Below are 24,467 nucleotides of genomic sequence, written 5' to 3' on the forward strand. Positions count from 1 at the left end.
CTGTAATCACCCCGAACGCTGCCTTTTTAGGCATATTGTGCGGTGCAGTAAAGGTTGGAGATGAGGCTTTCGCGCCCTAGACAGGGCGGATGAGCTTTTCGGTCGTCATTGTCGCCGCGGGCGGCGGCACGCGGGCGGGTCCCGGCCTCGCCAAACAGTGGCGCGCGGTCGCCGGCAAGACGGTGCTGCGCTGGTCCGTCGAAGCCCTGCTGGACGCGGGCGCGCGCGAGGTCGTGGTGGTCGTCGGCCCCGATGGGGAGCCCCTCGCCGCACAGGCGCTCAAGGGTCTCGCGGGCTGGCGCACGGCGCCGGGCGGCGCGACGCGCGCCCTGTCGGTGCAGGCGGGCCTGAAGGCGATCGACGGCCCCGCCGACGAGCCGGTGCTGGTGCATGACGCGGCCCGTCCGTTCGTCACGGCGGCCCATGTCGCGGCGCTGCTGGAGGCGCTCGGGACGGCGGACGGCGCGATCCCCGCCCTGCCCGTCGCCGACACCCTGAAGCGCGAGAGCCCCGGCGGCCTGACCACCACGCCGCGCGACGGTCTGTGGCGCGCCCAGACCCCGCAGGCCTTCCGGCGCGACCGGCTGCTGGCCGCCTACGCCGCCTGGCGCGAGGGCGAGCCGACCGACGACGCCCAGGTGGTCGAGGCGCACGGCGGCCGCGTGGCGCTGGCGCCGGGCGATCCGCGGCTGATGAAACTGACCTACCCCGAGGACTTCGACATGGCCGAACGGCTGGCGGGCTGCGCCCGCATGACCCGCATGGGCCACGGATTCGACGCCCACCGCTGGGGGCCCGGCGAAGCGGTCTGGCTGTGCGGCGTGCGCATCGACCACGACCAGACCCTGATCGGCCATTCCGACGCAGACGCCGGCCTGCACGCCCTGACCGACGCGATCCTGGGGGCCATCGGCGAGGGCGATATCGGCGACCACTTCCCGCCGACCGATCCGAAGTGGAAGGGCGCGCCGAGCGACCTGTTCCTCGAACACGCCGCGTCGCTGGTGGCCGCGAAGGGCGGCCGGATCATCAACGTCGACGTGACGCTGATCTGCGAGCGGCCGAAGATCAAACCGCACCGCCAGGCCATGCGCGACCGGCTGGCGGCGATCCTCGGCCTCCCTGTCGACCGGGTCAGCGTCAAGGCGACGACCACCGAGGGCATGGGCTTCACCGGCCGCGGCGAGGGCCTCGCGGCCCAGGCCATCGCGGTGGTGGAGGTCTAGCCAGGGACATCGGGGACATGTACCAAAGGTACGTGTCCCCCAATCCAGATTCAGCGGCGGTTGGTTTAGGGGACACGTACCTTCGGTACATGTCCCCGATGTCCCCTACTTTCCCTCCAGCGCCGCCTTGAGGTTCCGGAACACCGGCCGCTCGCCGATCCGCCGCAGCATCGCGCCGACGAGATTGGTGTAGTCGTCGGTCCATGGCCGCACGAGATCGGGGCGGGTGGCGCGCCAGCGTGGATCGGATTCATAGTCCATCAGCGCGGCCGGCGATTTCGCCACGATCAGGGCCGACTCGGGCGATTCCCACATGCTGGGCGAGTTGCTCGGGATGATGTGCTCCTGGAACAGGGCGTAGCCGCCGGCGGCCTTCGCCACGGCCATGGCCGGCGCGTCGAGGTCCAGGTTCCGGTTCGACAGGTGCAGGATCAGGACGCCGTCGGGCTTGAGCCGGGCCAGGTAGCCCTTCACCGCCTCGACCGTCAGCAGGTGCGCCGGCACCGCGTCGGACGAGAAGGCGTCGATCAGCAGGATGTCGAATTCGTCCCGCGGCTGCTTCGCCAGCGACAGCCGCGCGTCTCCGAGCACGAAGTCGACGGCCCCCCTGGCGCATTTCGTCGTGTAGTCGAACTGGCCGCTGTCATGGGAGATGCGGATCACCAGCGGATCAATCTCGAAGAAGGTCAGGTGGTCGCCGGGCCGCACGTAGCCCGCGACCGAGCCCGTGCCCAGGCCGACCGCGCCGATGCGCAGGGCCGGGCTCATCGCCTGCGAGGCGGTGAACACCTGCCCGATCGGCGTCTCGGGGGCGTAGTAGACCAGCGGCCGGCAATGGTAGCGCGGATTCACGGCCTGGGCCCCGTGCAGGGTGGTGCCGTGGGCCAGCAGGCGCAATTCGCCGCCCGAGAAGCTGGCCATCTCTTCCGGCGGCGTCGGCCAGGTCGGCGGCACGGTCATGCGCGACTGCCGCAGCACGCCGAAGAAGCTGCGGTCGGTGCGGATCACGTTGACCCGGTCGCCGACGATGTTGCCCGCGACGAGCAACACGACGATCAGGCCGAACATGACCAGGGCGCGGTCGCGCAGCATGAACACCGCCACCGTGGTCGTCGCGAGCGCCAGCTTGACGATCATCCCGGGCCCGATCTGTCCGACCGCCACGGCCGCGCCCATGGCGGCCAGCAGCCCGATGGAGACCAGAAACGCCTGGAGGGTCGACAACGGTCCGCGTCCCCACGGCCGCGCCAGGCAGGACAGGGCGAGCATCAGCGGGTACTCGACCACGGAGCGGAAGATGACAGGCGCGACGAAGGCGTTGAACGAGCCGCCGACCACCCCGCCCAGCGACATGCAGAGATAGAATTCGGTCAGGTGCTCGGGATCCGGCCGCCGCGCGACCAGCGCCTGATGGCAGACGAGCGCCGTCAGGAAGAAGCAGGTCAGGTGGACCAGCATCTGCAGCTCGATGGCGTTCGATCCGAACTGGATCGTCGCGGCGCAGGCGGCCACCGCCGCGGCCTGGAAGGTCAGCACCGCCCAGCGCGGGATCACCGGCCGGACCTGGAAGGCGATGATGAAGGTGATCAGGTAGAGGGCCAGCGGCACGACCCACAGGAAGGGCGCGGAGGCGACATCGGTCGCGAGGTGGGCGGTGACCCCGAGCATCAGGCTGGACGGAATGGCCGCCAGCGCCACCCAGATGGCCCGCTCGCGCCAGGTCGGGGCCGGCGTGGCCCTGGCCGGGGCGACCGCGGCTTCGCCGGCCGGGAGCTCCGACCGCTTCCAGATCATCATCGCCAGCCCGCCGAGGATCAGCACGAACAGCCAGTAGCCGCTGCTCCAGCTCCAGCGCTGGCTGTGCAGGGTCAGCAGCGGCTCCATGACGACCGGATAGGCCAGCAGGGCGATCAGGCTGCCGAGGTTGCTGGCCGCGTACAGGCTGTACGGCTCTTCCGCCCCCTGCCCGCGGTATGTCCGGGCATGCCAGGCCTGGACCAGCGGGGCCGTGGCGGAGAGCACGGCGAACGGCAGGCCGACCGACAGCGTCAGCACGGCCAGCAGCCAGAGCGCCGGATGGGTCGACGACGGCTCGCCCGCCAGTTTCGAGATGCTCAACGGAAAGAGCGTCAGCCCGGCGAGGACCAGGGCGCTGATGTGCACCGTGATCTGTCGCCGCACCCGGGGGATCTTCTGCAGCAGGTGGGCGTAGCCGTAGCCGGCCAGCAAGGCGATCTGGAAGAACGCCATGCTGGTGTTCCACACCGACGGCGCGCCGCCGAGCAGCGGCAGCACCAGCCGGGCGACCATCGGCTGGACCATGAACACCAGCGCCGCGCTGGTGAAGACCGCGGCCACAAACAGCGGCGGCGTGCGGACGGCCGGGCCGGAAACACCGTCGATCGTGTCGCTCATGGCTCGAATCGGCTTGTCAGTCGGAGGTGGGCGATGTTGGGCTGTCGCTCATCGACTGACCAGCCCTCGGAGACCGCCGGCATGTTCCCCATCGAGATCGAGACGCACGCCCGGCTGCTGATCGAGGAGGTGCGCGACCGGCATCTGCGCATCGTCACGGCCGAGAGCTGCACCGGCGGCCTGGTGGCGGGAGCGATCTGCTCGATCGCCGGGGCCTCGGACATCTTCGACCGGGGTTTCGTGACCTACACCAACCGGGCCAAGGAAGAGATGCTCGGTGTGCCCGGCGACATGCTGGCCGACTTCGGCGCGGTGTCGGAGCCGGTGGCGCGGATGATGGCCGAGGGCGCTCTGGCCAACTCCCGCGCCCACATCGCCGTGGCCATCACCGGCGTGGCCGGCCCCGGCGGCGGCTCGCCGATGAAGCCGGTCGGCACCGTCCATCTGGCGACCGCGCGCAGCACGGCGGGCATCCGGCACCGGCATGAGCTTTACGAGGTCGACACCCGCTGGGACGTGCAGATGGCGGCGGTCGCGACGGCGCTGCAGATGTTGCGCGAGGCGATCTAGGGCGCGTGCGTCCTTCGAGACGCGGACCTGAGGGTCCGCTCCTCAGGATGACGAATACCTTTGCCCGTCATGGTGAGGAGCGAGCCTCAAGCGAGCGTCTCGAACCACGCACCCCGCCTACCGCACCCCGTACAGCGCCCTCGCCCGGTCGTCGAAGCACTGGATCAGCCGGTTCACCGCGTGGTCGAAGTTGGCGTTGAGGATGCGGTCGAGGAAGCCGACCTTGAACTCGAAGTCGATCTCGAACTCGACACAGACGCCCTCTGGGTGGTCGGCGAAATGCCAGCGGTTCTGCAGCCGACGGAACGGGCCGCTGAGCAGGCTGACCTCGATGGTCCGGGCGCCGGCGTCGCGCCGCACGCGGGTCGAGAAGCGCTCCTTCAGGAACGAGAAGCCGACGGCCGCCTCGGCGTCGAGCAGGGTCACGCCGCCGCCGGGGTCCTGGCGGTTCCAGACGCGCAGGGCGGTGATCCAGGGCACGAACTCGGGATAGCGTTCCACGTCGCCGACAAGCTGGAACAGCTGGTCCGGCGTGTAGGGCAGGATGCGGGTGAGCCTGTGTTTCAAACCGCCCCGTCCCGGACCTAGCGGGCGTCGAGCGCTTCGCGCGCGGCCTTGAGCTGCGCGAAGTCCTCGCCGGCGTGGTGCGAGGAGCGGGTCAGCGGGCTGGCCGAGACCATCAGGAAGCCCTTGGCCCGGGCGATCGCCTCATAGGCCGCGAACTCGTCGGGATGGACGAACCGGTCGACGGCCGCGTGGCGGCGGGTCGGCTGCAGATACTGGCCGATGGTCAGGAAATCGACGCCGGCCGAGCGCATGTCGTCCATCACCTGCATGACCTCTTCCCTCGTCTCGCCCAGGCCGACCATCAGGCCGGACTTGGTGAAGCGGCGCGGGTCGCGTTCCTTGACCCGGTCGAGCAGGCGCAGGCTGTTGTAGTAGCGGGCGCCCGGGCGGATGGTCAGATAGAGCCGCGGCACGGTCTCGAGGTTGTGGTTGAACACGTCCGGCGCCGAGTCGATGACGATCTCGGCCGCGCCGTCCTTGCGCAGGAAGTCGGGCGTCAGGATCTCGATGGTCGTGTCCGGCGCCGCGGCGCGGATCGCATGGACCACGGCCGCGAAATGGGCCGCGCCGCCGTCGTCGAGATCGTCCCGGTCGACCGAGGTGATGACCACATGCTTGAGGCCCATGGTCGCCACGGCTTCGGCCACGCGGGCCGGCTCGGTCGGGTCCAGCGGGTTGGGCTTGCCGGTGGTGACGTTGCAGAACGCGCAGGCGCGCGTGCAGATCTCGCCCATGATCATCATGGTCGCGTGCTTCTGGGTCCAGCACTCGCCGATGTTCGGACAGGCCGCCTCCTCGCAGACCGTGGTCAGGCCGAGCGAGCGGACGATGTCGCGGGTGTCGTTGTAGCCCGCGGAGCCCGGCGCGCGCACGCGCAGCCAGTCGGGCTTGCGCAGCAGCGGCGTCTCGGGCCGGTTCTGTTTCTCGGGATGGCGCGGTCGCGCCTTCAGGGTGTCGATCACCGTGGCCATGGGGCCTAGATCGTCCTTCCGGGGCGCTGGATCAAGCCTTGAGCGACACGGGACAGGTTAAGCAGTCCCAAGGGACAGCTTAACCTGTCCCTGACGGCATTCGGGGACTGTTCTAGCTGTCCCTCGGGACTGCTTGAACTGTCCTCGGCAGCGCGTAAGGCGAACGGTCTTGCGGCTGCCCGCCAAGCCCCCGACACTCCCGGTCAATGCTTCGCCGCCTCGCCCTGGCCGGTCTTCTGCTCCTTCTCGCGGCCTGCGGCGGCGAGGGCGACGGCCGCGCGCCGTTCGTCGAGAGCCGCATTCCGCAGCAGTTGGGGCCGCGCTTCTGGGCGCCGCAGGGCTGGGCCTGGGGGTTGCTCAAGGTCGGTGACGCTCCGGCCCAGCGTTACGGCGTCTCCTCGACCCTGGTGACGCCGCAGGCGCAGATCCTGATCCTCACCGGCTACGGCGAATCGGCCGAGGCCTGGTTCGAGACGGCGACCGACCTGAACCGGCGCGGCTACAGCGTCTGGGTGCTGGAGCGGGCCGGCCAGGGCGGATCGGAGCGCTACGTGCTGCCCCGTGACCTCGGCCATGCGCCGCAGTTCCAGGATGATGTCCGGGCGGTGAAGACCCTCAGCCGGATGATGGCCGCCGCCGCGCCGGACACGCCGATCATCCTGCTCGGCCATTCGGTCGGCGGGCTGATCGCCGTGGCCGCCGTGGAACAGGGCGCGCCGGCCGAAGGACTGATCCTGTCGGCCCCGGCGTTCGCGGCGAAGGACCCGATCGACAGCACCAAGGCGGCGCTGGTGAAGGCGGGGCTCGGCCGCCTGCCCGCCGCCTGGAACAGCGGCTGGTCGCGTGGCGGCCCGGACGGCGTCGCCGCCGGCCTGACCGGCGATCCCTGGCGGGGCAAGGTCCAGCTGGCCTGGGAGCTCGCCAACCCCGACCTGCGCATGGGCGGCCCGAGCCTCGGCTGGCTGGCCAGCTTCCGGGCGACCTCGAAGGCCATCCAGCCCGGACTTAACGCCGTCGAGACCCCTGCCCTGTTGCTGAACGCCGGCGCCGACCGCAAAGCGGACGCCACGGCGCAGGCCGAGGTCTGCCGGGAGATGGCCCGATGCCGCCTCTACAGCTTCAGGGGCGGCCGCCACGCGCTGCATCTCGAACGGGACGCGATCCGCGGCCCCTGGCTGGCCGCCGTGGACAGCTTCGTGCGCGCCCGGGCCGGCTCCCGGCCCATCCTGGTGGGCCCCGCCGTCGATCACGGTCTGTAACGGACCTTTTCAACGCCGGACCCGGACGATAGGGTCAGCCAACGATACTGGTGGGAAACATCCGGGGAGTTTCACCCATATGCCGCGTGCTTACGACGCGCGGGCTGGCGAGCGGTCCGTCTTTGACGCCCTGCTCGAGGCCCGCGACCGATACGGGGCCAAGAAGCCGATCCTTGAGGATCAGAACCGTACACCGCTCAGCTACACCGACCTGATCCGCGGGGCGTTCGCGCTCGGCCGCAAGATCGCGGGCATCACCGCCAAGGGCGAGCACGTCGGCGTGCTGCTGCCTTCAAGCGCCGGGGCGGTCGTGACCTTCTTCGGCCTGCATGCCTTCGGCCGCATTCCGACGATGCTCAACTTCACGGCCGGGCTGCGCAACCTGCGGGCGGCCTGCAGGCTGGCCGGCGTGAAGACGGTGCTGACGGCGCACGCCTTCATCGAGCAGGGCAAGCTGCACGACCTGGTGGACTCGCTGGAGACCGGCGGCTGCAAGATCGTCTACCTCGAGGACCTGCGGGCGCAGATCGGCCTGGCCGACAAGCTGTTCGCGGCCACGGCGGGCCTGTTCCCGCACCAGTTCCGGGCCAAACTCGGCTACGACGAACCCGGCGTGATCCTGTTCACCTCGGGCAGCTTCGGCGCGCCGCGCGGCGTGGTGCTGAGTCACAAGAACCTCGTCACCAACGTGCACCAGATCGAGGCGCACATCGATCTCGATCCCGACTGGGTGATGTTCAACCCGCTGCCGACGTTCCACTGCTTCGGCCTGACCGGCGGCGTGCTGCTGCCGATCCTGACCGGGATGAAGGCGTTCCAGTACCCCTCGCCCCTGCACATCAAGCAGATCCCGACGCTGATCCGTGAGTCGAAGGCCTCGATCCTGCTGGCCACCGACACCTTCGTGAACCAGTACGCGCGGTCGGCCGATCCGGGCGACCTGTCGGGCCTAAAGTTCATCGTCTGCGGCGCCGAGAAGGTCCGCGACGAGACGCACAACCTGATCGCCGAGCGTTTCGGCGACGTGCCGGTGCTGGAAGGCTACGGCGCGACCGAGGCCTCGCCCGTGGTGGCGGTCAACAAGCCGACCGACAACCGCCGCGGCACCGTGGGCGGCATGCTGCCGGGCATGGAGACGCGCATCGAGACCGTAGAGGGCATCGCCGGCGGCGGCCGCCTGTTCCTGCGCGGGCCGAATGTCATGGCCGGCTACCTGAACGACAAGGGCGGCGTCGATCCCCTGCCCGACGGCTGGCACGACACCGGCGACGTGGTGACGATCGAGGGCGAGGACCGCTGGGTCACGATCAAGGGCCGGGTCAAGCGCTTCGCCAAGATCGGCGGGGAGATGGTCTCCCTGACCGCCGCCGAGGACCTGGCGGTCGCCGTCTGGCCGGAAGGCCGCCACGCGGTGATCTCGATGCCCGACAAGAAGAAGGGCGAGCGGCTGATCCTGTACACCGACCGGACCGACGCCTCGGTCGCGCCGTTGCTGGCCCACGCCCAGAGCCTGGGCGCGCCCGAGCTGTCGGTGCCGCGCCGGATCATCACCATTCCGGAAGTCCCGGTGCTGGGCACCGGCAAGACCGACTACGTCGCCATCCAGCGCATGGCCGAGACGGACACGAGGGCGGCTTAGGGGACCCGTACCGCAGGTACGCGTCCCCCAAACGGTGCTGCTCGATCAGGGGACACGTACCTTCGATACAGGTCCCCGTCGGTCAGATGTGCAGCGCCCTGCCGTAGGCGTCGAGGACCGACTCGTGCATCGCCTCGCTCATCGTCGGATGGGCGAAGACGGTGGCCATCAGGTCTTCCTCGGTGGCTTCCAGCGTCATCGCCACGGCGAAGCCCTGGATCATTTCGGTGACCTCGTGGCCGATCATGTGGGCCCCGAGCAGCGCGCCGGTCCTGCCGTCGAACACCGTCTTGACGAAGCCCTCGATCTCGCCGGCCGCGACGGCCTTGCCGTTCACGCGGAACGGGAAGCGGCCGACCTTCGGCTCATGGCCGGCGGCCTTCGCCGCCGCTTCGGTCAGGCCGACCGAGGCGATCTGCGGATTGGAATAGGTGCAGCCGGGGATCGGCGCGGTCAGGTTTACGGGCTTGAGCCCGGCGATGTGCTCGACGCAGTGGACGCCCTCGTGGCTGGCCTTGTGCGCCAGCCAGGGCGGCCCGGCGATGTCGCCGATGGCGTAGAGACCCGGAACGTTGGTCCGGCCGTGATCGTCGGTGACCACATGGCCGCGATCGACGGTCACGTCCAGCGCCTCGAGGCCGAGATTCTCGACATTGCCGGTGATGCCGACGGCGACGATGGCCACATCGGCGGTCAGGGTCTCGGCCTTGCCGCCGGCCTCCAGGGCCACGGAGACGCCGGTCTTGCTCTTGCTCAGCTTCGTGACCTTGGCCGCGACGCGGAATTTCAGGCCGCGCTTCTCGAACGCCTTGTGGGCCGCCTTCGACACCTCCTCATCCTCGACGGGCAGGATGCGGTCGAGGGCTTCGATCACCGTAACGTCCGCGCCCAAGGCCCTGTAGAAGCTGGCGAATTCGATGCCGATGGCGCCTGAGCCGATGACGATCAGGCTCTTGGGGCAGGCCTTCGGAACCAGGGCGTCGCGGTAGGTCCAGACGCGGTCGCCGTCGCTCTCCAGGCCGATGGCCGGGATCGTCCGGGCGCGGGCGCCGGTGGCCAGGATCACATGTCTGGCCGTGATCGTCCGCTTGCCGCCGGCGTTGAGGGCGACGGTCACCTTCGGCGCCGGGGCGCCCTTCTCCAGGGTCGCGGTTCCGAAAAGCACTTCGATCCTGTGCTTCTTCATCAGGAAGGCGACGCCGCCCTCCATCTTCTTCGCCACGCCGCGCGACCGCTCGATGATCTTGGGAAAGTCGAAACTCGCGCCGCCGGCCGACAGGCCATAGTCGGCCAGATGCGACAGCTGCTCATAGACCTCGCCGCTCTTGAGCAGGGCCTTGGTCGGGATGCAGCCCCAGTTGAGGCAGATGCCGCCGAGCTCCGCCCGCTCGACGATGGCGGTCTTCAGGCCCAGCTGGCTGGCGCGGATGGCGGTCACATAGCCGCCCGGGCCGGAGCCGATGACGATGACGTCGAAATCCATGGTCACGGCCTCAAACGATCATCGTCAGGGGATCTTCGATCAGCGCCTTGAAGGCGGCGAGGAAACGGCCGCCGATGGCGCCGTCGACCGCGCGGTGATCGCAGGTCAGGGTCACGGTCATCACGGTGGCGACGGCCAGGGCGCCGTTCTTCACCACCGGGCGCGGCTCGCCGGCCCCGACGCTGAGGATGCACGCCTGCGGCTCGTTGATGATCGAGGCGAAGGACTTGATGCCCATCATGCCCATGTTGGAGATCGAGAAGGTGCCGCCCTGGAATTCCTCGGGCTTGAGCTTCTTGTCGCGGGCGCGCGCGGCCAGGTCCCTGGCCTCGGTGGCGATCTGGGCCAGGCCCTTGGTCTCGGCGGCGCGGATGATCGGGGTGATCAGGCCGCCGTCGATGGCCACGGCCATGGCGATGTCGGCGTGGTGGTGCAGGGCGATGCCTTCCGGCGTGTAGCTGGAGTTGGCCTCCGGCACGCGCTTCAGCGCCACGGCCACGGCCTTGATCACCAGGTCGTTGACGCTGACCTTGACCCCGTCCTTCTCGAGCATGGCGTTGATCTTCGCCCGCGCCGCCAGCAGCGTGTCGATCTCAAGATCGATGGTCAGCGGGAAGTGCGGCACATCGCGGAAGCTGTCGGTCATCCGCCGGGCGATGGTCTTGCGCATGCCGTCGAGCGGGACCAGGTCGTAGCTGCCGGCGGGGATGCCCTGCTGCTCCAGCGACTGGACCTGACGAGCCGGAGCGACGGCGGGCTTGTCCTCCGAAGCCCTGGCGGAGGAGGAGAGCTTGCCGCGCGCGGCGTCGACGTCGGCCTTGATCACCCGGCCATGCGGGCCGGACCCGGCGATGGATTTCAGGTCGAGGCCGGCCGCCTGCGCCAGCCTGCGGGCCAGGGGCGAGGCGAACACACGCTCGCCGGACGCGCCGTTAAACTGGGGCGGCGCCGTCGTTGCGTCCTTCGACACGGCGCTTCGCGCCTGCTCAGGATGACTTAGAGGGGTGGTTTCGGGCGCGGCTTTGGCGGCGGGCGCGGGAGCACCCTTCTTGTCATCCTGAGCAGCCGGCGAAGCCGGCGTGTCGAAGGACGCAACCTCCCCCTCCCCGGCCAGCCGCGCGATCACCGCGTTGACCTTGACGTTCTCGGTCCCGGCGTCGACCAGCAGGGCCTCGACCACGCCCTCGTCGACGGCCTCGACCTCCATCGTCGCCTTGTCGGTCTCGATCTCGGCGATGACGTCGCCGGCCTTGACCGTGTCGCCCGCCTTCACGTGCCATTTCGCCAGCGTCCCTTCCTCCATGGTCGGGGACAGGGCGGGCATGAGGATGTCGATGGACATTCAGTCTTCCTTACTGAGATGCGCCAGGGCGGCCGCGTGGACCTCCCAGTTCTGGCCGTCGAAGGCCTCGATGCGCAGATCGAGTCCCTCGGTGGTGTCGAGGCAGCGGGCGTTGACCGACCAGCCGTCCGGGTTGGAGCGGGGCCGGTAAAAGCTCTTCACGCCGCAGACCTTGCAGAAGGTGTGCTTCGCGACGCCGGTGTTGAACGTGTAGGTCGTGATCTGGTCGCCGCCCGAGGTCAGACGGAAGCGGTTTTCCGGCACGATGATGTGGATGAAGCCGACCTTCTCGCACATCGAGCAGTTGCAGGTCTGGGCCTCGACCACGGCCGGCAGGTCGGCCTCGAAGCGCACCGCGCCGCAGTGGCAGCCGCCGGTGTTGACGTGGGTTTTGGAAGTCATCGCTGACACCCCTTGCGTGGTTCGAGACGCTCGGCTGGGGCCTCGCTCCTCACCATGGCGTAGAGAGGTGCTACCCACCCCTGCCCGTCATCCTGAGGAGCGGCGCAGCCGCGTCTCGAAGGACGCAGGGCCGGATGTGCCGGCGACAGCATCACCGGTAACACACCGCCTTCACCGCCCGGACGATCTTGTCCGGACCGGGCAGCGACAGGGCTTCGAGGTTGGCGGCGTAGGGCAGCGGGACGTCTTCCTGGTGGACGCGCAGGGGCGGGGCGTCGAGGTAGTCGAAGGCGTGCTCGACGACCCGGGCGACGATCTCGGCGCCGACGCCCATCGGGCCCCAGCCTTCCTCGGCGCTGACCAGGCGGTTGGTCTTGCGCACGCTTTCGAGGATCGTCTCGTGGTCCAGCGGGCGCAGGGTGCGCAGATCGATGACCTCCGCCTCGATGCCCTCGGCGGCGAGGGTCTCGGCGGCCTTCAGCGCCAGGCCGACCATGCGGCTGTGGGCGGTGATGGTCACGTCCTTGCCTTCGCGGCGGACCTTGGCCTTGCCGATCGGCACGACCCAGTCGTCCACCTCGGGAATGTCGAACTCCACGCCGTACATCATCTCGTGCTCGAGGAAGACGACGGGGTTGGGGTCGCGGATGGCCGCCTTGAGCAGGCCCTTGGCGTCGGCCGCGTCATAGGGCGCGATGACCTTCAGGCCGGGGATCTGGGCGTACCAGGCGCTGTAGTCCTGGCTGTGCTGGGCCCCGACGCGGCTGGCCGCGCCGTTGGGGCCGCGGAACACGATCGAGGATTTGATCTGGCCGCCGGACATGTAGAGCGTCTTGGCGGCCGAGTTGATGATCTGGTCGATGGCCTGCATGCCGAAGTTCCAGGTCATGAACTCGACGATGGGTTTCAGGCCCGCCATGGCCGCGCCGACGCCGAGGCCCGCGAAGCCGTGCTCGGTGATCGGGGTGTCGATGACCCGACGCGGGCCGAACTCCTGCAGCAGGTCGCGGGAGACCTTGTAGGCTCCCTGGTACTGCGCCACCTCCTCGCCCATCAGGAAGACGTCGCCGTCACGGCGCATCTCCTCGGCCATGGCGTCGCGCAGGGCGTCGCGCACGGTGATGCGGACCATTTTGGAGCCAGCGGGGATTTCGGGGTCGTTGAGAGGCTTGGGTGCGGCCGTTGCGGGCTTCGACACGGCCGCTGGCGCGGCCTGCTCAGCCTGACTGGCCTTTTTGCTACCCTCCAGGTCATCCTGAGCAGCCTGCGGAGCAGGCGTGTCGAAGGACGCAGAGGCGCTGGCCTCGCCCTCGCCCAGCCGGGCGATCGGCGTATTCACCTTCACGTTCTCGGTCCCGGCGGGCACGAGGATGGCGCCGATGACGCCCTCGTCGACGGCCTCGACCTCCATGGTCGCCTTGTCGGTCTCGATCTCGGCGATGACATCGCCGGCCTTGACCGTGTCGCCCGCCTTCACGTGCCATTTGGCGAGGGTGCCCTCCTCCATCGTCGGGGAAAGCGCGGGCATGAGAATCTCGACCGAACTCACTGCGCGGCCTCCAGATAGACGTCGGTGTACAGTTCGGACGGGTCGGGTTCGGGGCTGGTGCGGGCGAATTCGGCGGCGGCGGCGACGATGGCCTTCACCTCGGCGTCGATGACCTTCAGCTCGTCCTCGGTGACCTTCACCGCCGCCAGCTTTTCGCGCAGGTGATCAATCGGATCGCGGGTCTTCTTGACCTCGTCGACCTCTTCCTTGGTGCGGTATTTGGCCGGGTCGCTCATCGAGTGGCCGCGGTAGCGGTAGGTCTTCATCTCGAGGATGTAGGGGCCCTTGCCGCTGCGAGCGTGCTCGGCGGCCTTGGCGCCGGCGGCGGCGACCGCCTCGACGTCCATGCCGTCGACTTCCTCGCCCGGAATGTTGAACGAGATGCCGCGCTTGTGCAGCCGGGTCTCGGCGCTGGCCCGCTCGATCGAGGTGCCCATGGCGTACTGGTTGTTCTCGATCACATAGACGACCGGCAGGGACCAGAGCTCGGCCATGTTGAAGCTCTCGTAGACCTGGCCCTGGTTGGCCGCGCCGTCGCCGAAGTAGGTGAAGCTGACGGCGCCGTTGTCGCGGTACCTGTCGGCCAGGGCGAGGCCCGTGCCGAGGCTGACCTGCGCCCCGACGATGCCGTGGCCGCCGTAGAAGCCCTCGGCCGTCGAGAACATGTGCATCGAGCCGCCCTTGCCCTTCGACGAGCCGCCGGCCCGGCCGGTCAGCTCGGCCATGACTTCGTTCGGGTCCATGCCCGCGGCCAGCATGTGGCCGTGGTCGCGGTAGCCGGTGATGATCTGGTCGCCGGGCCTGCGGATCGCGTCCATGCCGACGGCGATCGCCTCCTGGCCGATGTAGAGGTGGCAGAAGCCGCCGATCAGGCCCATGCCGTACAGCTGGCCGGCCCGCTCCTCGAAGCGGCGGATCAGCAGCATGTCGCGGTAGTACTTGAGGAGGGTCTCCCGGCTCCCGGCGCCGGACGCCTCGCCCGAAACGGCCTCCGCCTTACGCGTCCGCGCCATTCACTTCTCCCTTGAACCGTATCATCGCGGCCAGATCGTCCCTCGCATTGCGGCCGGGACGAAACATTCGACCCGGATCAGGGCTTGGTTCGGATCACATAATCCTTCGGATCGGCGAAGCCCAGAAGAGAACGCGCGCGCTCCTCAAGAAGGTCCGCCGACAGGCTGCCATCCCGTAATAGCCGCGCCCGGGCCTCGAGGTCCACCCTGCGGCTGTGCAGTTCGGCGTACTCGCGCGTTCTTTCGGCAAGCAGCGCCCGGCGCTGCGATCCCAGCAGCAGTCCCCGCTCCCCGGTCAGGCCGTGGGACACGAAATAGACGATCAGCCCGAGCAGGGCGAAGGTCGGAAGAAGGGGCTGCAGGCGTTGGAACACGCTGGCGAATCCGGGCGGCGGTACAGTTGGCACCTTGCCGACGGCGTGGTTAAGGGGTCGCTAATCTTCGCGACCGATCGGCGGATGTGACCCCATGCCGTCATCCTGGGCCTTGTGCCCAGGACCCCTCTCGACGCGTTCCGACCCCGTCAGGACGGAAACCCGCTCTTGCGGCGGATCGAGGGATCCTCGCCACGGGGGCGAGGATGACGGCGGTTTGTCGGATCGAGGGTGAATCAGCGCTGCTTGATCGCCTTGCGGCCGAGGTAGATCGCCTGGTCGTCCAGCTGCTCCTCGATGCGCAGCAGCTGGTTGTACTTGGCCGTCCGGTCGGAGCGGGCCAGCGAGCCGGTCTTGATCTGTCCGCAGTTGGTGGCCACGGCCAGGTCGGCGATGGTCGAGTCCTCGGTCTCGCCCGAGCGATGGCTCATGACGGCGGTGTAGCCGGCGCGGTGGGCCATATCGACGGCGTCCAGCGTCTCGCTGAGCGTGCCGATCTGGTTGACCTTGACCAGGATCGAGTTGGCCAGGCCCCTGTCGATGCCCATGGCGAGGCGCTCGGGGTTGGTCACGAACAGGTCGTCGCCGACCAGCTGGATCTTCTTGCCGAGGGCGGCGGTCAGCAGGCCCCAGCCCTCGAAGTCGTCTTCCGAACAGCCGTCCTCGATAGTCACGATCGGGAACTTGCTCACCAGGCCTTCGAGGTAGGCGACCATGCCGGCCGGATCGACGGTCTTGCCTTCGCCTTCAAGCACATACTTGCCGTTCTTGAAGAACTCGGTGGCCGCCACGTCGAGGCCGAGCACGAAGTCCTCGCCGGCGCGATAGCCGACGGATTCGCCCGCCTTCATGATGAAGGCCAGCGCCTCCTCGGCCGAGCCGATGTTGGGAGCAAAGCCGCCCTCGTCGCCGACGTTGGTGTTGTGGCCGGCGTCCTTGAGGGCCTTTTTCAGGCCGTGGAAGATCTCCGCGCCCATGCGCAGGCCTTCGGAGAAGGTCGCGGCGCCGGTCGGCAGGATCATGAACTCCTGGATGTCGATCGGATTGTCGGCGTGGGCCCCGCCGTTGATGATGTTCATCATCGGCACCGGCAGCACGCGGGCCGAGACGCCGCCGACGTACTTGTACAGCGGCAGGTCGGCGCTGACGGCGGTGGCCTTGGCCGTGGCCAGCGAGACGCCGAGGATGGCGTTGGCGCCGAGGCGCGCCTTGTTCTTCGTGCCGTCCAGCTCGATCAGCAGGCTGTCGATGCGGCGCTGGTCCTCGGCGTCGACGCCGCTCAGGGCGTCGTAGATCTCGCCGTTGACCGCGGCGACCGCGTCCAGCACGCCCTTGCCGCCGTAGCGGTTCTTGTCGCCGTCGCGCTTCTCGACCGCCTCATGGGCGCCGGTGGAGGCGCCCGACGGGACGGCCGCGCGGCCGAACGAGCCGTCTTCCAGCACCACATCGACTTCGACGGTCGGGTTGCCGCGGCTGTCGAGGATTTCGCGGGCGATGATGTCGACGATCTCGGTCATGGGGCGTCCTTCATAAAAAGCGCGCCCCGATTAGCCTTCCGACCGGGGAATCGCAACCGAAGGGCCGTTGCGTCCTTCGACACGGCCCTTCGGGCCTGCTCAGGATGACTTGCATTTGTGGTTGTCATCCTGAGCAGCCCGCGCAGCGGGCGTGTCGAAGGACGCACCCTGCAACAGCACCCCGCTTGACTGCCCCTCCGTCGCCCGGTCATGCCGGAGGCAAACAGAGGAACGCCCCCATGCTGCTGCTGGTCGAGAAACAGGACGGGATCGCCGTCGTCACCCTGAACCGCCCCGAGGCGATGAACGCCCTGTCCAAGGCCATGCGGTCGGAGCTCTACAAGGCCATGGTCGCCCTGGACGCCGATCCGGAGGTCAGCGTGGTGATCCTGACCGGCGCGGGCGAGCGGGCCTTCACGGCGGGCCTGGACCTGAAGGAGCTGGGCTCCGATCCCAGGGCCATGAGCGCGGCCAACGCCGACGGCGCCGACGAGAACCCGGTCAAGGCCATCGAGCTTTGCACCAAACCGGTGATCGGCGCGATCAACGGCGTGGCCATCACCGGCGGCTTCGAGGTGGCCCTGGCCTGCGACGTGCTGATCGCCTCGGAGAACGCCCGCTTCGCCGACACCCACGCCCGCGTCGGCATCATGCCGGGCTGGGGCCTGTCGCAGAAGCTGTCGCGCCTGATCGGCATCTACCGGGCCAAGGAGCTCTCCCTGACCGGCAACTTCCTCGACGCGCAGACCGCCTGCGAGTGGGGCCTGGTCAACCGGGTCGTGCCGGCGGCCGACCTGCTGACCGTGGCGAAGAAACTGGCGGCCGACATGGCCACCATCCCGGTCGAGACCCTGACCACCTACAAGCGGATCATCGACGGCGGCGCTGCCCCCTCCACCATCCTTCGGATGGTCCCCCTCCCCCTGCGGGGGAGGATCACGTGCGGCCTACGCCAGCCAGATCTGCGGGTCTGCGCCGACGCGGAACATCATCCGCTTGCGGCTGTAGTCCATCTCGACCCGCGAGAAGAGCCGCAGCACGTTGACGCCCAGCAGCAGCGACGGCTTGTCGGCCATGCCCCAGTGGGTGAACAGGTCGAGGTCGGCGACGATCATCGGCACGCCGGTGAAGCGCAGGCCGCCCAGCCGCAGGGTGTCGAGCACCCTCACCTCGCCCTCCGTCACATGGCTTGTCACGCCGTAGATCGGCACTGACGGGGCCAGGTCGCGCCAGGAGCCGCGCGCCTGGACCGCGCGGGCCAGCGCCCGGTTGCCGATGGTCATGCCGGCGCCGGAATCGACGAAGGCCCCGATGTCGGCGGTGTTGGCCGTGGCGTCGATGACCACCAGCCGGCCGAACTTGTCGCGGGCCGGGACATACATGTCGCGCGGCTGGGCGTAGCCAGCCGCCGGCTCGCGGCCCGGCAGGATCTCCAGCCGCCGTTCGCGGAAATCCATCACCAGCCGGCGCTTCTGCAGCGCGTCCACGCCGAGCAGGCCGTCCACGCCGAGCCGCTCACGCGGCAGCACCGGCAGGTCGAGACTGCGCAGGGTGATGCGGCCGAGGTTGATCGGCGGGGCCTGCACCGTGCGGGCCCGCTCCGCGCCGGTGACGCCCTGGATCATCACCTCGGGGCCCGGCGGCAGGCCGAGCGCGTCGGCCACCGTCTCGGACAGCACCGTGCGGTCGGCGCCGGTGTCGACGACAAAGTCGAACGGGCCCTGGTCGCCGATCATCACCGGAATGGTCAGGCGGTCGTAGCGGTCGATGCCCGCGCCGATGACCTGGTCCGGGTCGACCGGCTGCGAGGGCGTGGACGGCAGGTCGCGGGCGAGCGCCTGGCGGGGCGCGAGGGCCGCGCCGGCAAGGGCCAGGGCGAGCTGGCGGCGGTCAAGCATGGGGATTCCCCCTGTTGCGGACCCTTTCAGCCTAGCACAACGAGGATCGCCGGTCGCCCAAATGCGAACGGCGCCCGGAGGGGATCCCCCGGGCGCCGTTCAAATCCGATCGTCCAGTCTCGTGAGAGACTAGTCTTCCTTGGGCGTGATGACCTGACGGCCGCCGTACATGCCGGTCTTCAGATCGACATGGTGCGGACGACGCAGCTCGCCGGTGTCCTTGTCCTCGATGTACGAGTTCGCGCCGAGGGCGTGGTGCGAGCGGCGCATGTTGCGACGCGACGGGGAGACTTTGCGTTTAGGAACGGCCATCGGAGTAACTCTGCTCGCTGAGCATGAAAAACGGTGACGGCGGCCGTGGGGCCGCCGCGTGAGGGCGGGTATATGCCTCAAGCGCCCGGGAAGTTCAAGCCGCCCTGTCAGGCCGCGGTTCTAGAGCGGAAAGCGGCTTCCCCGCCACTCGCCGGCGACCGTCTCGCCGTCCATCAGCCGGACCAGCGGCTGGCGCCAGTCGCGGCCCTTGAGGTAGCCCACGACCAGCGGGCGGCCCGAGTCCAGCGTCCCGATGGCGATATCCTCCTCCGGGAAAACCACCGTGGTGCGGGCGCCGGCGTAGACCAGTACACAGCCGGTCCGGTCACGCACGGCCTGGGCCCAGCGCTTGATCAGCGGATAGTAGGCCGGCTTCTTCCAGGCGTCCGGAAAGCCCGGATCGACGTCGATGCACAGGCGGCGCGCGTCCGATTCGTCGCGCAGCACGAAGCGACTGACCTCGGGCTTCCACTCGGGTCCGAGATCCATCGCCGTCAGCCAGCCGCAGGCGAAGGCCTGGCAGTCGGCCGGATGCCGGCCGTGGATGCCGCAGCCGCGGCCCTGGACGACATGGGCGCACCACTGACCGGGCGGCTTGGCGAGCGAAGGGACCTCGAGGACCTTGCAGCAGAGGGTGCAGGTTCCGCAGGTCCGCATGTCAGACCAGCCGGCTCTGTTCCTTGGCCGCCGCGATGAAGCTGGCGAACAGCGGATGCGGGGCGAAGGGCCGGCTCTTCAGTTCCGGGTGGAACTGCACGCCGACGAACCAGGGATGGTCTGTGCGCTCGACGATCTCGGGCAGCACGCCGTCCGGCGAGCAGCCGGTCAGCTTGAGGCCGGCGGCCTCCATGCGCTCGCGATAGCCGATGTTGACCTCGTAGCGGTGCCGGTGACGCTCGAAGATGTCGGTCGAGCCGTAGATGTCGGCCACCCGCGACCCGGGCGTCAGGACGGCCTCGTAGGCCCCCAGGCGCATGGTGCCGCCCAGGTCGTCGCCTTCGCGCCGCTCGACGCGCTGGTTGCCCTGGGTCCATTCGGTCATCAGGCCGACGACCGGCTCGCTGGTCGGGCCGAACTCCGTCGAGGAGGCCCCGGCGACGCCCGCGACGTTGCGCAGGGCCTCGATGACCGCCATCTGCATGCCGAAGCAGATGCCGAAGTACGGCACGTTGTGCACCCGGGCGAATTCCGCCGCCAGAATCTTGCCCTCGCTGCCGCGCTCGCCGAAGCCGCCGGGCACGAGGATGCCGTGGACGCCCTCCAGCCGGCTGGCGGCCGCGCCGTCCTCGTTCTCGAAGGTCTCGCTCTCGACCCAGTCGAGGTTGACCTTGACCCGGTTGGCGACGCCGCCGTGGCTGAGCGCCTCGATCAGGGATTTGTAGGCGTCCTTGAGCACCGTGTACTTGCCGACGACGGCGATGGTCACCTCGCCGTCCGGGTTGGCCAGGGTGTCGCCGATGGCCTGCCAGCGCGACAGGTCGGGCTCGGGCGCGTCGGCCAGGCCGAACACGTCGAGCACTTCGCGGTCGAGGCCCTGCTCATGGTAGTCGAGCGGCACGGTGTAGATCGAACTGGAGTCCATCGCCTGGATCACGGCGCTGGAGCGGACGTTGCAGAACTGACCGATCTTGCGCTTTTCCTCGGTCGGGATCGGCTGCTCGCAGCGGCACAGCAGGATGTCCGGCTGGATGCCGATCGACCGCAGTTCCTTGACCGAGTGCTGCGTCGGCTTGGTCTTCATCTCGCCGGCCGTCTTGATGAACGGCAGCAGCGTCAGGTGCACGAAGCAGGTCTGGCCGCGCGGCAGGTCCTGGCCCAGCTGGCGGATCGCCTCGAAGAACGGCAAGCCCTCGATGTCGCCGACCGTGCCGCCGATCTCGACCAGCACGAAGTCGGCTTCCTCGCCGTGCTCGTCGAGCGCCGGCGAGAGGACGAATTCCTTGATCTCGTTGGTGACGTGCGGAATCACCTGGACGGTCGCGCCGAGGTAGTCGCCGCGGCGCTCCTTCTCGATGATCGTCTTGTAGATCTGGCCGGTGGTGATGTTGTCGGCGCGGGTGGCGCTGACGCCGGTGAAGCGCTCGTAGTGCCCCAGGTCGAGATCGGTCTCCGCGCCGTCGTCGGTCACGAAGACCTCGCCGTGCTGATAGGGGCTCATCGTCCCCGGATCGACGTTGAGATAGGGGTCGAGCTTGCGCAGGCGGACCTTGTAGCCACGCGCCTGGAGGAGCGCGCCGAGCGCGGCGGACGCGAGACCCTTACCCAGTGAGGAGACCACGCCGCCGGTGATGAAAATGTACCGGGCCATGGGAATCCAGAATAGCGCCGATTCGGCGTCGGCGCCTGCTTCAACGACAGAATGCGGAACTTACTTGCCCGGCGGGGTCTGGGCAGGCGCGCCAAGGCCCCCCAGCGCGCCGTCAACGGCCGAACCCGGAGCGCCCGGGGTCGTCGCCGGCGCGGCCGGCAGGCCCCGCAGCTGCGGCGCGGGCGCGGCGCCCGTCGGCGCGGCCGGGGCCGGCGTCACGGGACGCGGCGCGGCCGTCAGGCCCTTGAGATTCTCGCGACCGACCACCGAGGTTCCGGCGGTCATGTGGCCCTGGATGATGGTCAGGGCGATGCACAGCACCAGGAAGATCGAGAACAGGATCCAGGTCGACCGGGTCAGCAGGTCGCCCTGCCCGCGCGCGGTCATGAAGCCCGACGGGCCGCCGCCCATGCCCAGGGCGCCGCCCTCGGAGCGTTGCAGCAGGACCGCGCCGCCGAGCAGGAAGGCGACGATGATCTGGATCGTAAGCAGGATGGTCAGCAGCATTGCGGTCTATCAGGGTCCGTGGAGCGACGCGCGCCCGGGCGAAACAAGCCGGCCCCTCTAGCACCACGCAGGCGGCCGCGCCATAGCTGGGCATTCTTCCCAGCCGTGCAAGCCCATGATTCTTGAAACCGAACGCCTCAAGCTGACCCCGGTGACCCTAGAAGACGGGGCGCTGCTGCAGCCGATCATGGCCGATCCGGAGGTCATGGCGCACATGGACAGCGTGGCCATCGACGATCCCGACGTGGTCGAGGCCTTCCTGCACGGCCGGCTGATCGAGATGGCCAACGAACAGGCCTTCTACTGGACGGTGCGCCTGGCCGACGGCGACCGCTACCTCGGCAGCGTCGACCTGTCGGACATCGACTGGCGGCACCACCGCGCCGAGGTCGGCTTCATCCTGGGCAAGGACGCCTGGGGCAAGGGCTACGGCTATGAGGCCATGCAGGCGGTGCTGGGCCACGCCGCGACGCTGGGCTTCAAGCGGCTGTGGGCCCGCACCCATGTCGGCAACCTGGCCTCCGAGGCGCTGCTGCGGAAGCTCGGCTTCGAGGAGGAAGGCTACCTGCGCGGCCACGTCGACCGCGAGGGCGAGCGCCGCGACTGCCGGCTGTGGGGGCTGTTGCTGTAATCACCGCCACGCCTCCCCACGACGTGGGGAGGGGGACCATGCGGAGCATGGTGGAGGGGCCAGCGCAGGGCACGCCGGATAGTCCGGAATTCAGAATGGGGCCGTCTGTCGTCGCGCCGCCCCTCCACCGCCCTCCGGGCGGTCCCCCTCGCTGCGCTCCGGGGAGGAAGGCCCCTACTTCGGTCTGAACCGCTTGCTGGTCGGGAAGCCCTTGGGAGCCAACTTGCCGGCGGCGGCGCGACGGCCTTCCCACTCTTTCCACTCCGGCCAGTCGCGCGTGCGGCCGGCCGCGTCGATCCAGGCCGCGCCGGCGGCGGCGTCGAACACCAGCGCGTCGCGCAGGCCGCCCTCGCGGTAGGTCTGCAGCTTGACGCCCTTGCCGCGCGGCATTTCCGGAAGTTCATCAAGGGCGAAGATCAGAATCTTGCCATTGTCGCCGACCACGCCGATGCGGTTCCCGGTCACTTCCAGCGAGACCAGGGCCTCGCCGTTGAGCACCTGCTTGCCGGCCTTGCGGAAGGCCAGGGCCTCCTCCTCGGGCAGGACGAAGCCGTAGCCGGCCTTGCTGGCCAGCACGCGCTTGCGGCCGGCCTTGTGCGGAAAGACGTCGATGATCTTCACCCGGTCGTCGATATCGACCATCAGCCGCAGCGGCTCGCCATGCCCCCGCGCGCTGGGCAGCTTGCTGCAGTCGAGGGTGAAGAAGCGCCCGTCGGACGCGAAGATAAGCAGCTTGTCCGTTGTTTCTGCTGGAACAAGGAAGCCCAGCTTGTCGCCTTCCTTGAACTTCAGCTCCGACGGATCCTCGACCTTGCCCTTGGCCGCGCGGATCCAGCCCTTGTCGGACAGGATGACGGTGATCGGCTCGCGGACCACAAAAGCCTCGACCGAGGCCTCGATCGACACCGTCGGGGCGTCGGCGAAGTCCGAGCGGCGCTTGCCGACGGTCGTGTCGGGGCCCAGCACCTTGCGCACGTCCTTGAGCCCCTCCCCGACCAGCTTCCACTGCAGTCGTTCGTCGCCCAGCATGGCGATGATGCCGTCGCGCTCCTCGGCCAGCTCGGCGTGCTCGCGGCGCAGCTCCATCTCTTCCAGCTTCGCCAGCTGGCGCAGGCGGGTGTTGAGGATGGCGTCGGCCTGGATGTCGGTCAGGGCGAAGGCGGCGATCAGCTTCTGCTTCGGCTCGTCCTCGTAGCGGACGATGCGGATGACCTCGTCGAGGTTCAGGAAGGCGATCAGCAGGCCGTCGAGGATGTGCAGCCGGGCCTCGATCTTGCCCAGCCGGAAGCGCGCCCGGCGCACCAGCACCTCGCGGCGGTGGGCGAGGAAGGCCAGCAGCGCCTGTTTCAGCCCCATGACGCCAGGGGTGCCCCGGGCGTCCAGCACGTTCATGTTGACCGGGAAGCGGTTCTCCAGGTCCGAGAGCCGGAACAGGCTCTCCATCATCACCTCGGGCTCGACGTTGCGGCTCTTGGGCTCAAGCACCAGCCGGACGTCCTCGGCGCTCTCGTCGCGCACGTCGCCGAGCAGCGGGGCCTTCTTGCTCTCGATCAGGTCGGCCAGCTGCTCGACCAGTTCGGCCTTCTTCACCTGGTAGGGAATCTCGGTGATCACGATCTGCCAGCCGCCGCGGGCCTGGTCTTCCTTCTCCCAGCGGGCGCGGCAGCGCACGCCGCCGCGGCCGGTCTCGTAGGTTTCGAGCATCGAGGCCGCCGACTCGACGATCACCCCGCCGGTCGGGAAGTCCGGGCCGCGCACATGGGTCATCAGGTCGGCGGTGGTCGCCTCCGGCTGCTTGAGCAGCAGCAGGCAGGCGTCGATCAGCTCGGCGGCGTTGTGCGGCGGGATCGAGGTGGCCATGCCCACGGCGATGCCCGAGCTGCCGTTGGCCAGCAGGTTGGGGAAGCCCGAGGGCAGCACGACCGGCTCTTCGTCCTGGCCGTCGTAGGTCGGGCGGAAGTCGACCGCGTCCTCGTCGATGCCGTCCAGCAGCAACATGGCCGCCGGCGTCATCTTGCACTCGGTGTAGCGCATGGCCGCGGCGTTATCGCCGTCGATGTTGCCGAAGTTGCCCTGGCCGTCGACCAGCCGGTAGCGCTGGGCGAAGTCCTGGGCCAACCGCACGAGGGCGTCGTAGATCGACTGGTCGCCGTGCGGGTGGAAGTTGCCCATCACCTCGCCGACCACCTTGGCGCACTTGCGGGCGGCCGCTTCGGGGCTCAGCCGCATGTTGCTCATGGCGTACATCAGCCGGCGGTGCACGGGCTTGAGTCCGTCGCGCACGTCGGGCAGCGCCCGCGAGCTGATGGTCGACAGGGCGTAGGCCAGATAGCGCCGCGACAGGGCTTCCGACAGCGGCTCGTCGATAATGCGGTCGCCGTCACCGGGCGGAGGCGTGTGAACAGTCATGGTCGAATCGCAAACTCAGGGAATCCGTTGTTTAGCGCGCGGGCGGCGGCGTTGTCCCTGCGTCCATTGCTTCCC

The 24,467-nt window shown here is 69.0% G+C and carries 21 protein-coding genes and 1 pseudogene; 6 read left to right on the top strand and 16 right to left on the bottom strand.

The annotated features are described in order from the left end of the window. Nucleotides 1–89: 89 nt before the first annotated feature. Nucleotides 90–1,226 (top strand): bifunctional 2-C-methyl-D-erythritol 4-phosphate cytidylyltransferase/2-C-methyl-D-erythritol 2,4-cyclodiphosphate synthase, encoded by a 1,137-nt coding sequence (locus AC1RN0_RS10085; protein ID WP_492787308.1) that lies wholly within the window; start codon nucleotides 90–92, stop codon nucleotides 1,224–1,226. Between the two features lie 105 nt (nucleotides 1,227–1,331). Here the strand turns inward: AC1RN0_RS10085 and AC1RN0_RS10090 are convergent, their stop codons facing one another. Beyond that, nucleotides 1,332–3,641, bottom strand: a complete 2,310-nt coding sequence (locus AC1RN0_RS10090; protein ID WP_492787309.1) for a fused MFS/spermidine synthase — start codon at nucleotides 3,639–3,641, stop codon at nucleotides 1,332–1,334. An 81-nt stretch (nucleotides 3,642–3,722) separates the two neighbouring features. Between AC1RN0_RS10090 and AC1RN0_RS10095 the strand changes: the two genes are divergently transcribed. Then, a complete protein-coding gene (locus tag AC1RN0_RS10095; RefSeq protein WP_492787310.1) occupies nucleotides 3,723–4,211 on the top strand; it encodes a CinA family protein in 489 nt (162 codons plus the stop codon). Between the two features lie 117 nt (nucleotides 4,212–4,328). On the opposite strand, the gene AC1RN0_RS10100 is transcribed toward AC1RN0_RS10095, so the two are convergent. Together AC1RN0_RS10100 and lipA are read right to left on the bottom strand one after the other, a co-directional pair. Continuing rightward, a complete protein-coding gene (locus AC1RN0_RS10100; RefSeq protein ID WP_492787311.1) occupies nucleotides 4,329–4,778 on the bottom strand; it encodes a type II toxin-antitoxin system RatA family toxin in 450 nt (149 codons plus the stop codon). Between the two features lie 17 nt (nucleotides 4,779–4,795). Continuing rightward, nucleotides 4,796–5,749 (bottom strand): lipoyl synthase, encoded by a 954-nt coding sequence (lipA, locus tag AC1RN0_RS10105; protein WP_492787312.1) that lies wholly within the window; start codon nucleotides 5,747–5,749, stop codon nucleotides 4,796–4,798. 206 nt (nucleotides 5,750–5,955) lie between these two features. Here lipA and AC1RN0_RS10110 point away from each other — a divergent pair, with 206 nt between their 5' ends. Then, complete coding sequence (locus AC1RN0_RS10110; RefSeq protein WP_492787313.1) at nucleotides 5,956–7,008, top strand: alpha/beta fold hydrolase; 1,053 nt, start codon at nucleotides 5,956–5,958, stop codon at nucleotides 7,006–7,008. 79 nt (nucleotides 7,009–7,087) lie between these two features. Beyond that, complete coding sequence (locus tag AC1RN0_RS10115; protein ID WP_492787314.1) at nucleotides 7,088–8,647, top strand: AMP-binding protein; 1,560 nt, start codon at nucleotides 7,088–7,090, stop codon at nucleotides 8,645–8,647. Nucleotides 8,648–8,729: 82 nt separating this feature from the next. Here the strand turns inward: AC1RN0_RS10115 and lpdA are convergent, their stop codons facing one another. The 7 genes from lpdA to eno all read right to left on the bottom strand — a co-directional run bounded on the left by lpdA (nucleotide 8,730) and on the right by eno (nucleotide 16,327). Next, nucleotides 8,730–10,136, bottom strand: a complete 1,407-nt coding sequence (gene lpdA / locus AC1RN0_RS10120; RefSeq protein WP_492787315.1) for a dihydrolipoyl dehydrogenase — start codon at nucleotides 10,134–10,136, stop codon at nucleotides 8,730–8,732. Nucleotides 10,137–10,140: 4 nt separating this feature from the next. Then, nucleotides 10,141–11,472 (bottom strand): pyruvate dehydrogenase complex dihydrolipoamide acetyltransferase, encoded by a 1,332-nt coding sequence (locus tag AC1RN0_RS10125; RefSeq protein ID WP_492787316.1) that lies wholly within the window; start codon nucleotides 11,470–11,472, stop codon nucleotides 10,141–10,143. Continuing rightward, nucleotides 11,473–11,874 (bottom strand): GFA family protein, encoded by a 402-nt coding sequence (locus tag AC1RN0_RS10130; RefSeq protein WP_492787317.1) that lies wholly within the window; start codon nucleotides 11,872–11,874, stop codon nucleotides 11,473–11,475. 151 nt (nucleotides 11,875–12,025) lie between these two features. Next, on the bottom strand, nucleotides 12,026–13,402 hold the full coding sequence (locus tag AC1RN0_RS10135; protein WP_492787318.1) for a pyruvate dehydrogenase complex E1 component subunit beta: 1,377 nt from the start codon (nucleotides 13,400–13,402) through the stop codon (nucleotides 12,026–12,028). A 17-nt stretch (nucleotides 13,403–13,419) separates the two neighbouring features. Then, nucleotides 13,420–14,436, bottom strand: a complete 1,017-nt coding sequence (pdhA, locus tag AC1RN0_RS10140; protein ID WP_492787319.1) for a pyruvate dehydrogenase (acetyl-transferring) E1 component subunit alpha — start codon at nucleotides 14,434–14,436, stop codon at nucleotides 13,420–13,422. A gap of 77 nt (nucleotides 14,437–14,513) precedes the next feature. After that, nucleotides 14,514–14,810 (bottom strand): FtsB family cell division protein, encoded by a 297-nt coding sequence (locus AC1RN0_RS10145; RefSeq protein WP_488900853.1) that lies wholly within the window; start codon nucleotides 14,808–14,810, stop codon nucleotides 14,514–14,516. 236 nt (nucleotides 14,811–15,046) lie between these two features. Next, nucleotides 15,047–16,327, bottom strand: a complete 1,281-nt coding sequence (gene eno / locus AC1RN0_RS10150) for a phosphopyruvate hydratase (protein ID WP_492787320.1) — start codon at nucleotides 16,325–16,327, stop codon at nucleotides 15,047–15,049. Nucleotides 16,328–16,569: 242 nt separating this feature from the next. Here eno and AC1RN0_RS10155 point away from each other — a divergent pair. Next, nucleotides 16,570–17,217: pseudogene (locus AC1RN0_RS10155) on the top strand (enoyl-CoA hydratase); the annotation flags it as partial. 57 nt (nucleotides 17,218–17,274) lie between these two features. On the opposite strand, the gene AC1RN0_RS10160 reads toward AC1RN0_RS10155, so the two are convergent. The 5 genes from AC1RN0_RS10160 to secG form a co-directional block, all read right to left on the bottom strand. After that, nucleotides 17,275–18,225, bottom strand: coding sequence for an aspartyl protease family protein (locus tag AC1RN0_RS10160; protein WP_492787321.1), 951 nt, complete (start codon nucleotides 18,223–18,225; stop codon nucleotides 17,275–17,277). 129 nt (nucleotides 18,226–18,354) lie between these two features. Further along, complete coding sequence (gene rpmF, locus AC1RN0_RS10165; RefSeq protein ID WP_488900849.1) at nucleotides 18,355–18,537, bottom strand: 50S ribosomal protein L32; 183 nt, start codon at nucleotides 18,535–18,537, stop codon at nucleotides 18,355–18,357. A gap of 120 nt (nucleotides 18,538–18,657) precedes the next feature. Next, on the bottom strand, nucleotides 18,658–19,194 hold the full coding sequence (locus tag AC1RN0_RS10170) for a YkgJ family cysteine cluster protein (protein WP_492787322.1): 537 nt from the start codon (nucleotides 19,192–19,194) through the stop codon (nucleotides 18,658–18,660). 1 nt (nucleotide 19,195) lies between these two features. Then, nucleotides 19,196–20,845, bottom strand: a complete 1,650-nt coding sequence (gene pyrG / locus AC1RN0_RS10175) for a CTP synthase (RefSeq protein WP_492787323.1) — start codon at nucleotides 20,843–20,845, stop codon at nucleotides 19,196–19,198. Between the two features lie 60 nt (nucleotides 20,846–20,905). Then, nucleotides 20,906–21,352: a preprotein translocase subunit SecG gene (gene secG, locus AC1RN0_RS10180; protein ID WP_492787324.1), complete on the bottom strand. Its 447-nt coding sequence runs from the start codon at nucleotides 21,350–21,352 to the stop codon at nucleotides 20,906–20,908. A 115-nt stretch (nucleotides 21,353–21,467) separates the two neighbouring features. Here secG and AC1RN0_RS10185 point away from each other — a divergent pair, with 115 nt between their 5' ends. Continuing rightward, the gene (locus AC1RN0_RS10185) at nucleotides 21,468–21,983 is read left to right on the top strand and encodes a GNAT family N-acetyltransferase (RefSeq protein WP_492787325.1); all 516 of its coding nucleotides are present in this window, start codon (nucleotides 21,468–21,470) and stop codon (nucleotides 21,981–21,983) included. A 174-nt stretch (nucleotides 21,984–22,157) separates the two neighbouring features. Here the strand turns inward: AC1RN0_RS10185 and parC are convergent, their stop codons facing one another. Continuing rightward, nucleotides 22,158–24,392, bottom strand: coding sequence for a DNA topoisomerase IV subunit A (gene parC, locus AC1RN0_RS10190; protein ID WP_492787326.1), 2,235 nt, complete (start codon nucleotides 24,390–24,392; stop codon nucleotides 22,158–22,160). Between the last annotated feature and the right edge of the window lie 75 nt (nucleotides 24,393–24,467).

The organism is Caulobacter sp. GW821-FHT12F03 (assembly GCF_058806855.1).

What these genes read in the sequence shown, in the direction of transcription:
- AC1RN0_RS10085 (WP_492787308.1), top strand. Translation starts at nt 90, where the DNA reads ATGAGCTTTTCGGTCGTCATTGTCGCCGCGGGCGGCGGCACGCGGGCG.
- AC1RN0_RS10090 (WP_492787309.1), bottom strand. Translation starts at nt 3,641, where the DNA reads ATGAGCGACACGATCGACGGTGTTTCCGGCCCGGCCGTCCGCACGCCG.
- AC1RN0_RS10095 (WP_492787310.1), top strand. Translation starts at nt 3,723, where the DNA reads ATGTTCCCCATCGAGATCGAGACGCACGCCCGGCTGCTGATCGAGGAG.
- lipA (WP_492787312.1), bottom strand. Translation starts at nt 5,749, where the DNA reads ATGGCCACGGTGATCGACACCCTGAAGGCGCGACCGCGCCATCCCGAG.
- AC1RN0_RS10110 (WP_492787313.1), top strand. Translation starts at nt 5,956, where the DNA reads ATGCTTCGCCGCCTCGCCCTGGCCGGTCTTCTGCTCCTTCTCGCGGCC.
- AC1RN0_RS10115 (WP_492787314.1), top strand. Translation starts at nt 7,088, where the DNA reads ATGCCGCGTGCTTACGACGCGCGGGCTGGCGAGCGGTCCGTCTTTGAC.
- AC1RN0_RS10125 (WP_492787316.1), bottom strand. Translation starts at nt 11,472, where the DNA reads ATGTCCATCGACATCCTCATGCCCGCCCTGTCCCCGACCATGGAGGAA.
- AC1RN0_RS10130 (WP_492787317.1), bottom strand. Translation starts at nt 11,874, where the DNA reads ATGACTTCCAAAACCCACGTCAACACCGGCGGCTGCCACTGCGGCGCG.
- AC1RN0_RS10135 (WP_492787318.1), bottom strand. Translation starts at nt 13,402, where the DNA reads ATGCCCGCGCTTTCCCCGACGATGGAGGAGGGCACCCTCGCCAAATGG.
- pdhA (WP_492787319.1), bottom strand. Translation starts at nt 14,436, where the DNA reads ATGGCGCGGACGCGTAAGGCGGAGGCCGTTTCGGGCGAGGCGTCCGGC.
- eno (WP_492787320.1), bottom strand. Translation starts at nt 16,327, where the DNA reads ATGACCGAGATCGTCGACATCATCGCCCGCGAAATCCTCGACAGCCGC.
- AC1RN0_RS10160 (WP_492787321.1), bottom strand. Translation starts at nt 18,225, where the DNA reads ATGCTTGACCGCCGCCAGCTCGCCCTGGCCCTTGCCGGCGCGGCCCTC.
- rpmF (WP_488900849.1), bottom strand. Translation starts at nt 18,537, where the DNA reads ATGGCCGTTCCTAAACGCAAAGTCTCCCCGTCGCGTCGCAACATGCGC.
- AC1RN0_RS10170 (WP_492787322.1), bottom strand. Translation starts at nt 19,194, where the DNA reads ATGCGGACCTGCGGAACCTGCACCCTCTGCTGCAAGGTCCTCGAGGTC.
- pyrG (WP_492787323.1), bottom strand. Translation starts at nt 20,845, where the DNA reads ATGGCCCGGTACATTTTCATCACCGGCGGCGTGGTCTCCTCACTGGGT.
- secG (WP_492787324.1), bottom strand. Translation starts at nt 21,352, where the DNA reads ATGCTGCTGACCATCCTGCTTACGATCCAGATCATCGTCGCCTTCCTG.
- AC1RN0_RS10185 (WP_492787325.1), top strand. Translation starts at nt 21,468, where the DNA reads ATGATTCTTGAAACCGAACGCCTCAAGCTGACCCCGGTGACCCTAGAA.
- parC (WP_492787326.1), bottom strand. Translation starts at nt 24,392, where the DNA reads ATGACTGTTCACACGCCTCCGCCCGGTGACGGCGACCGCATTATCGAC.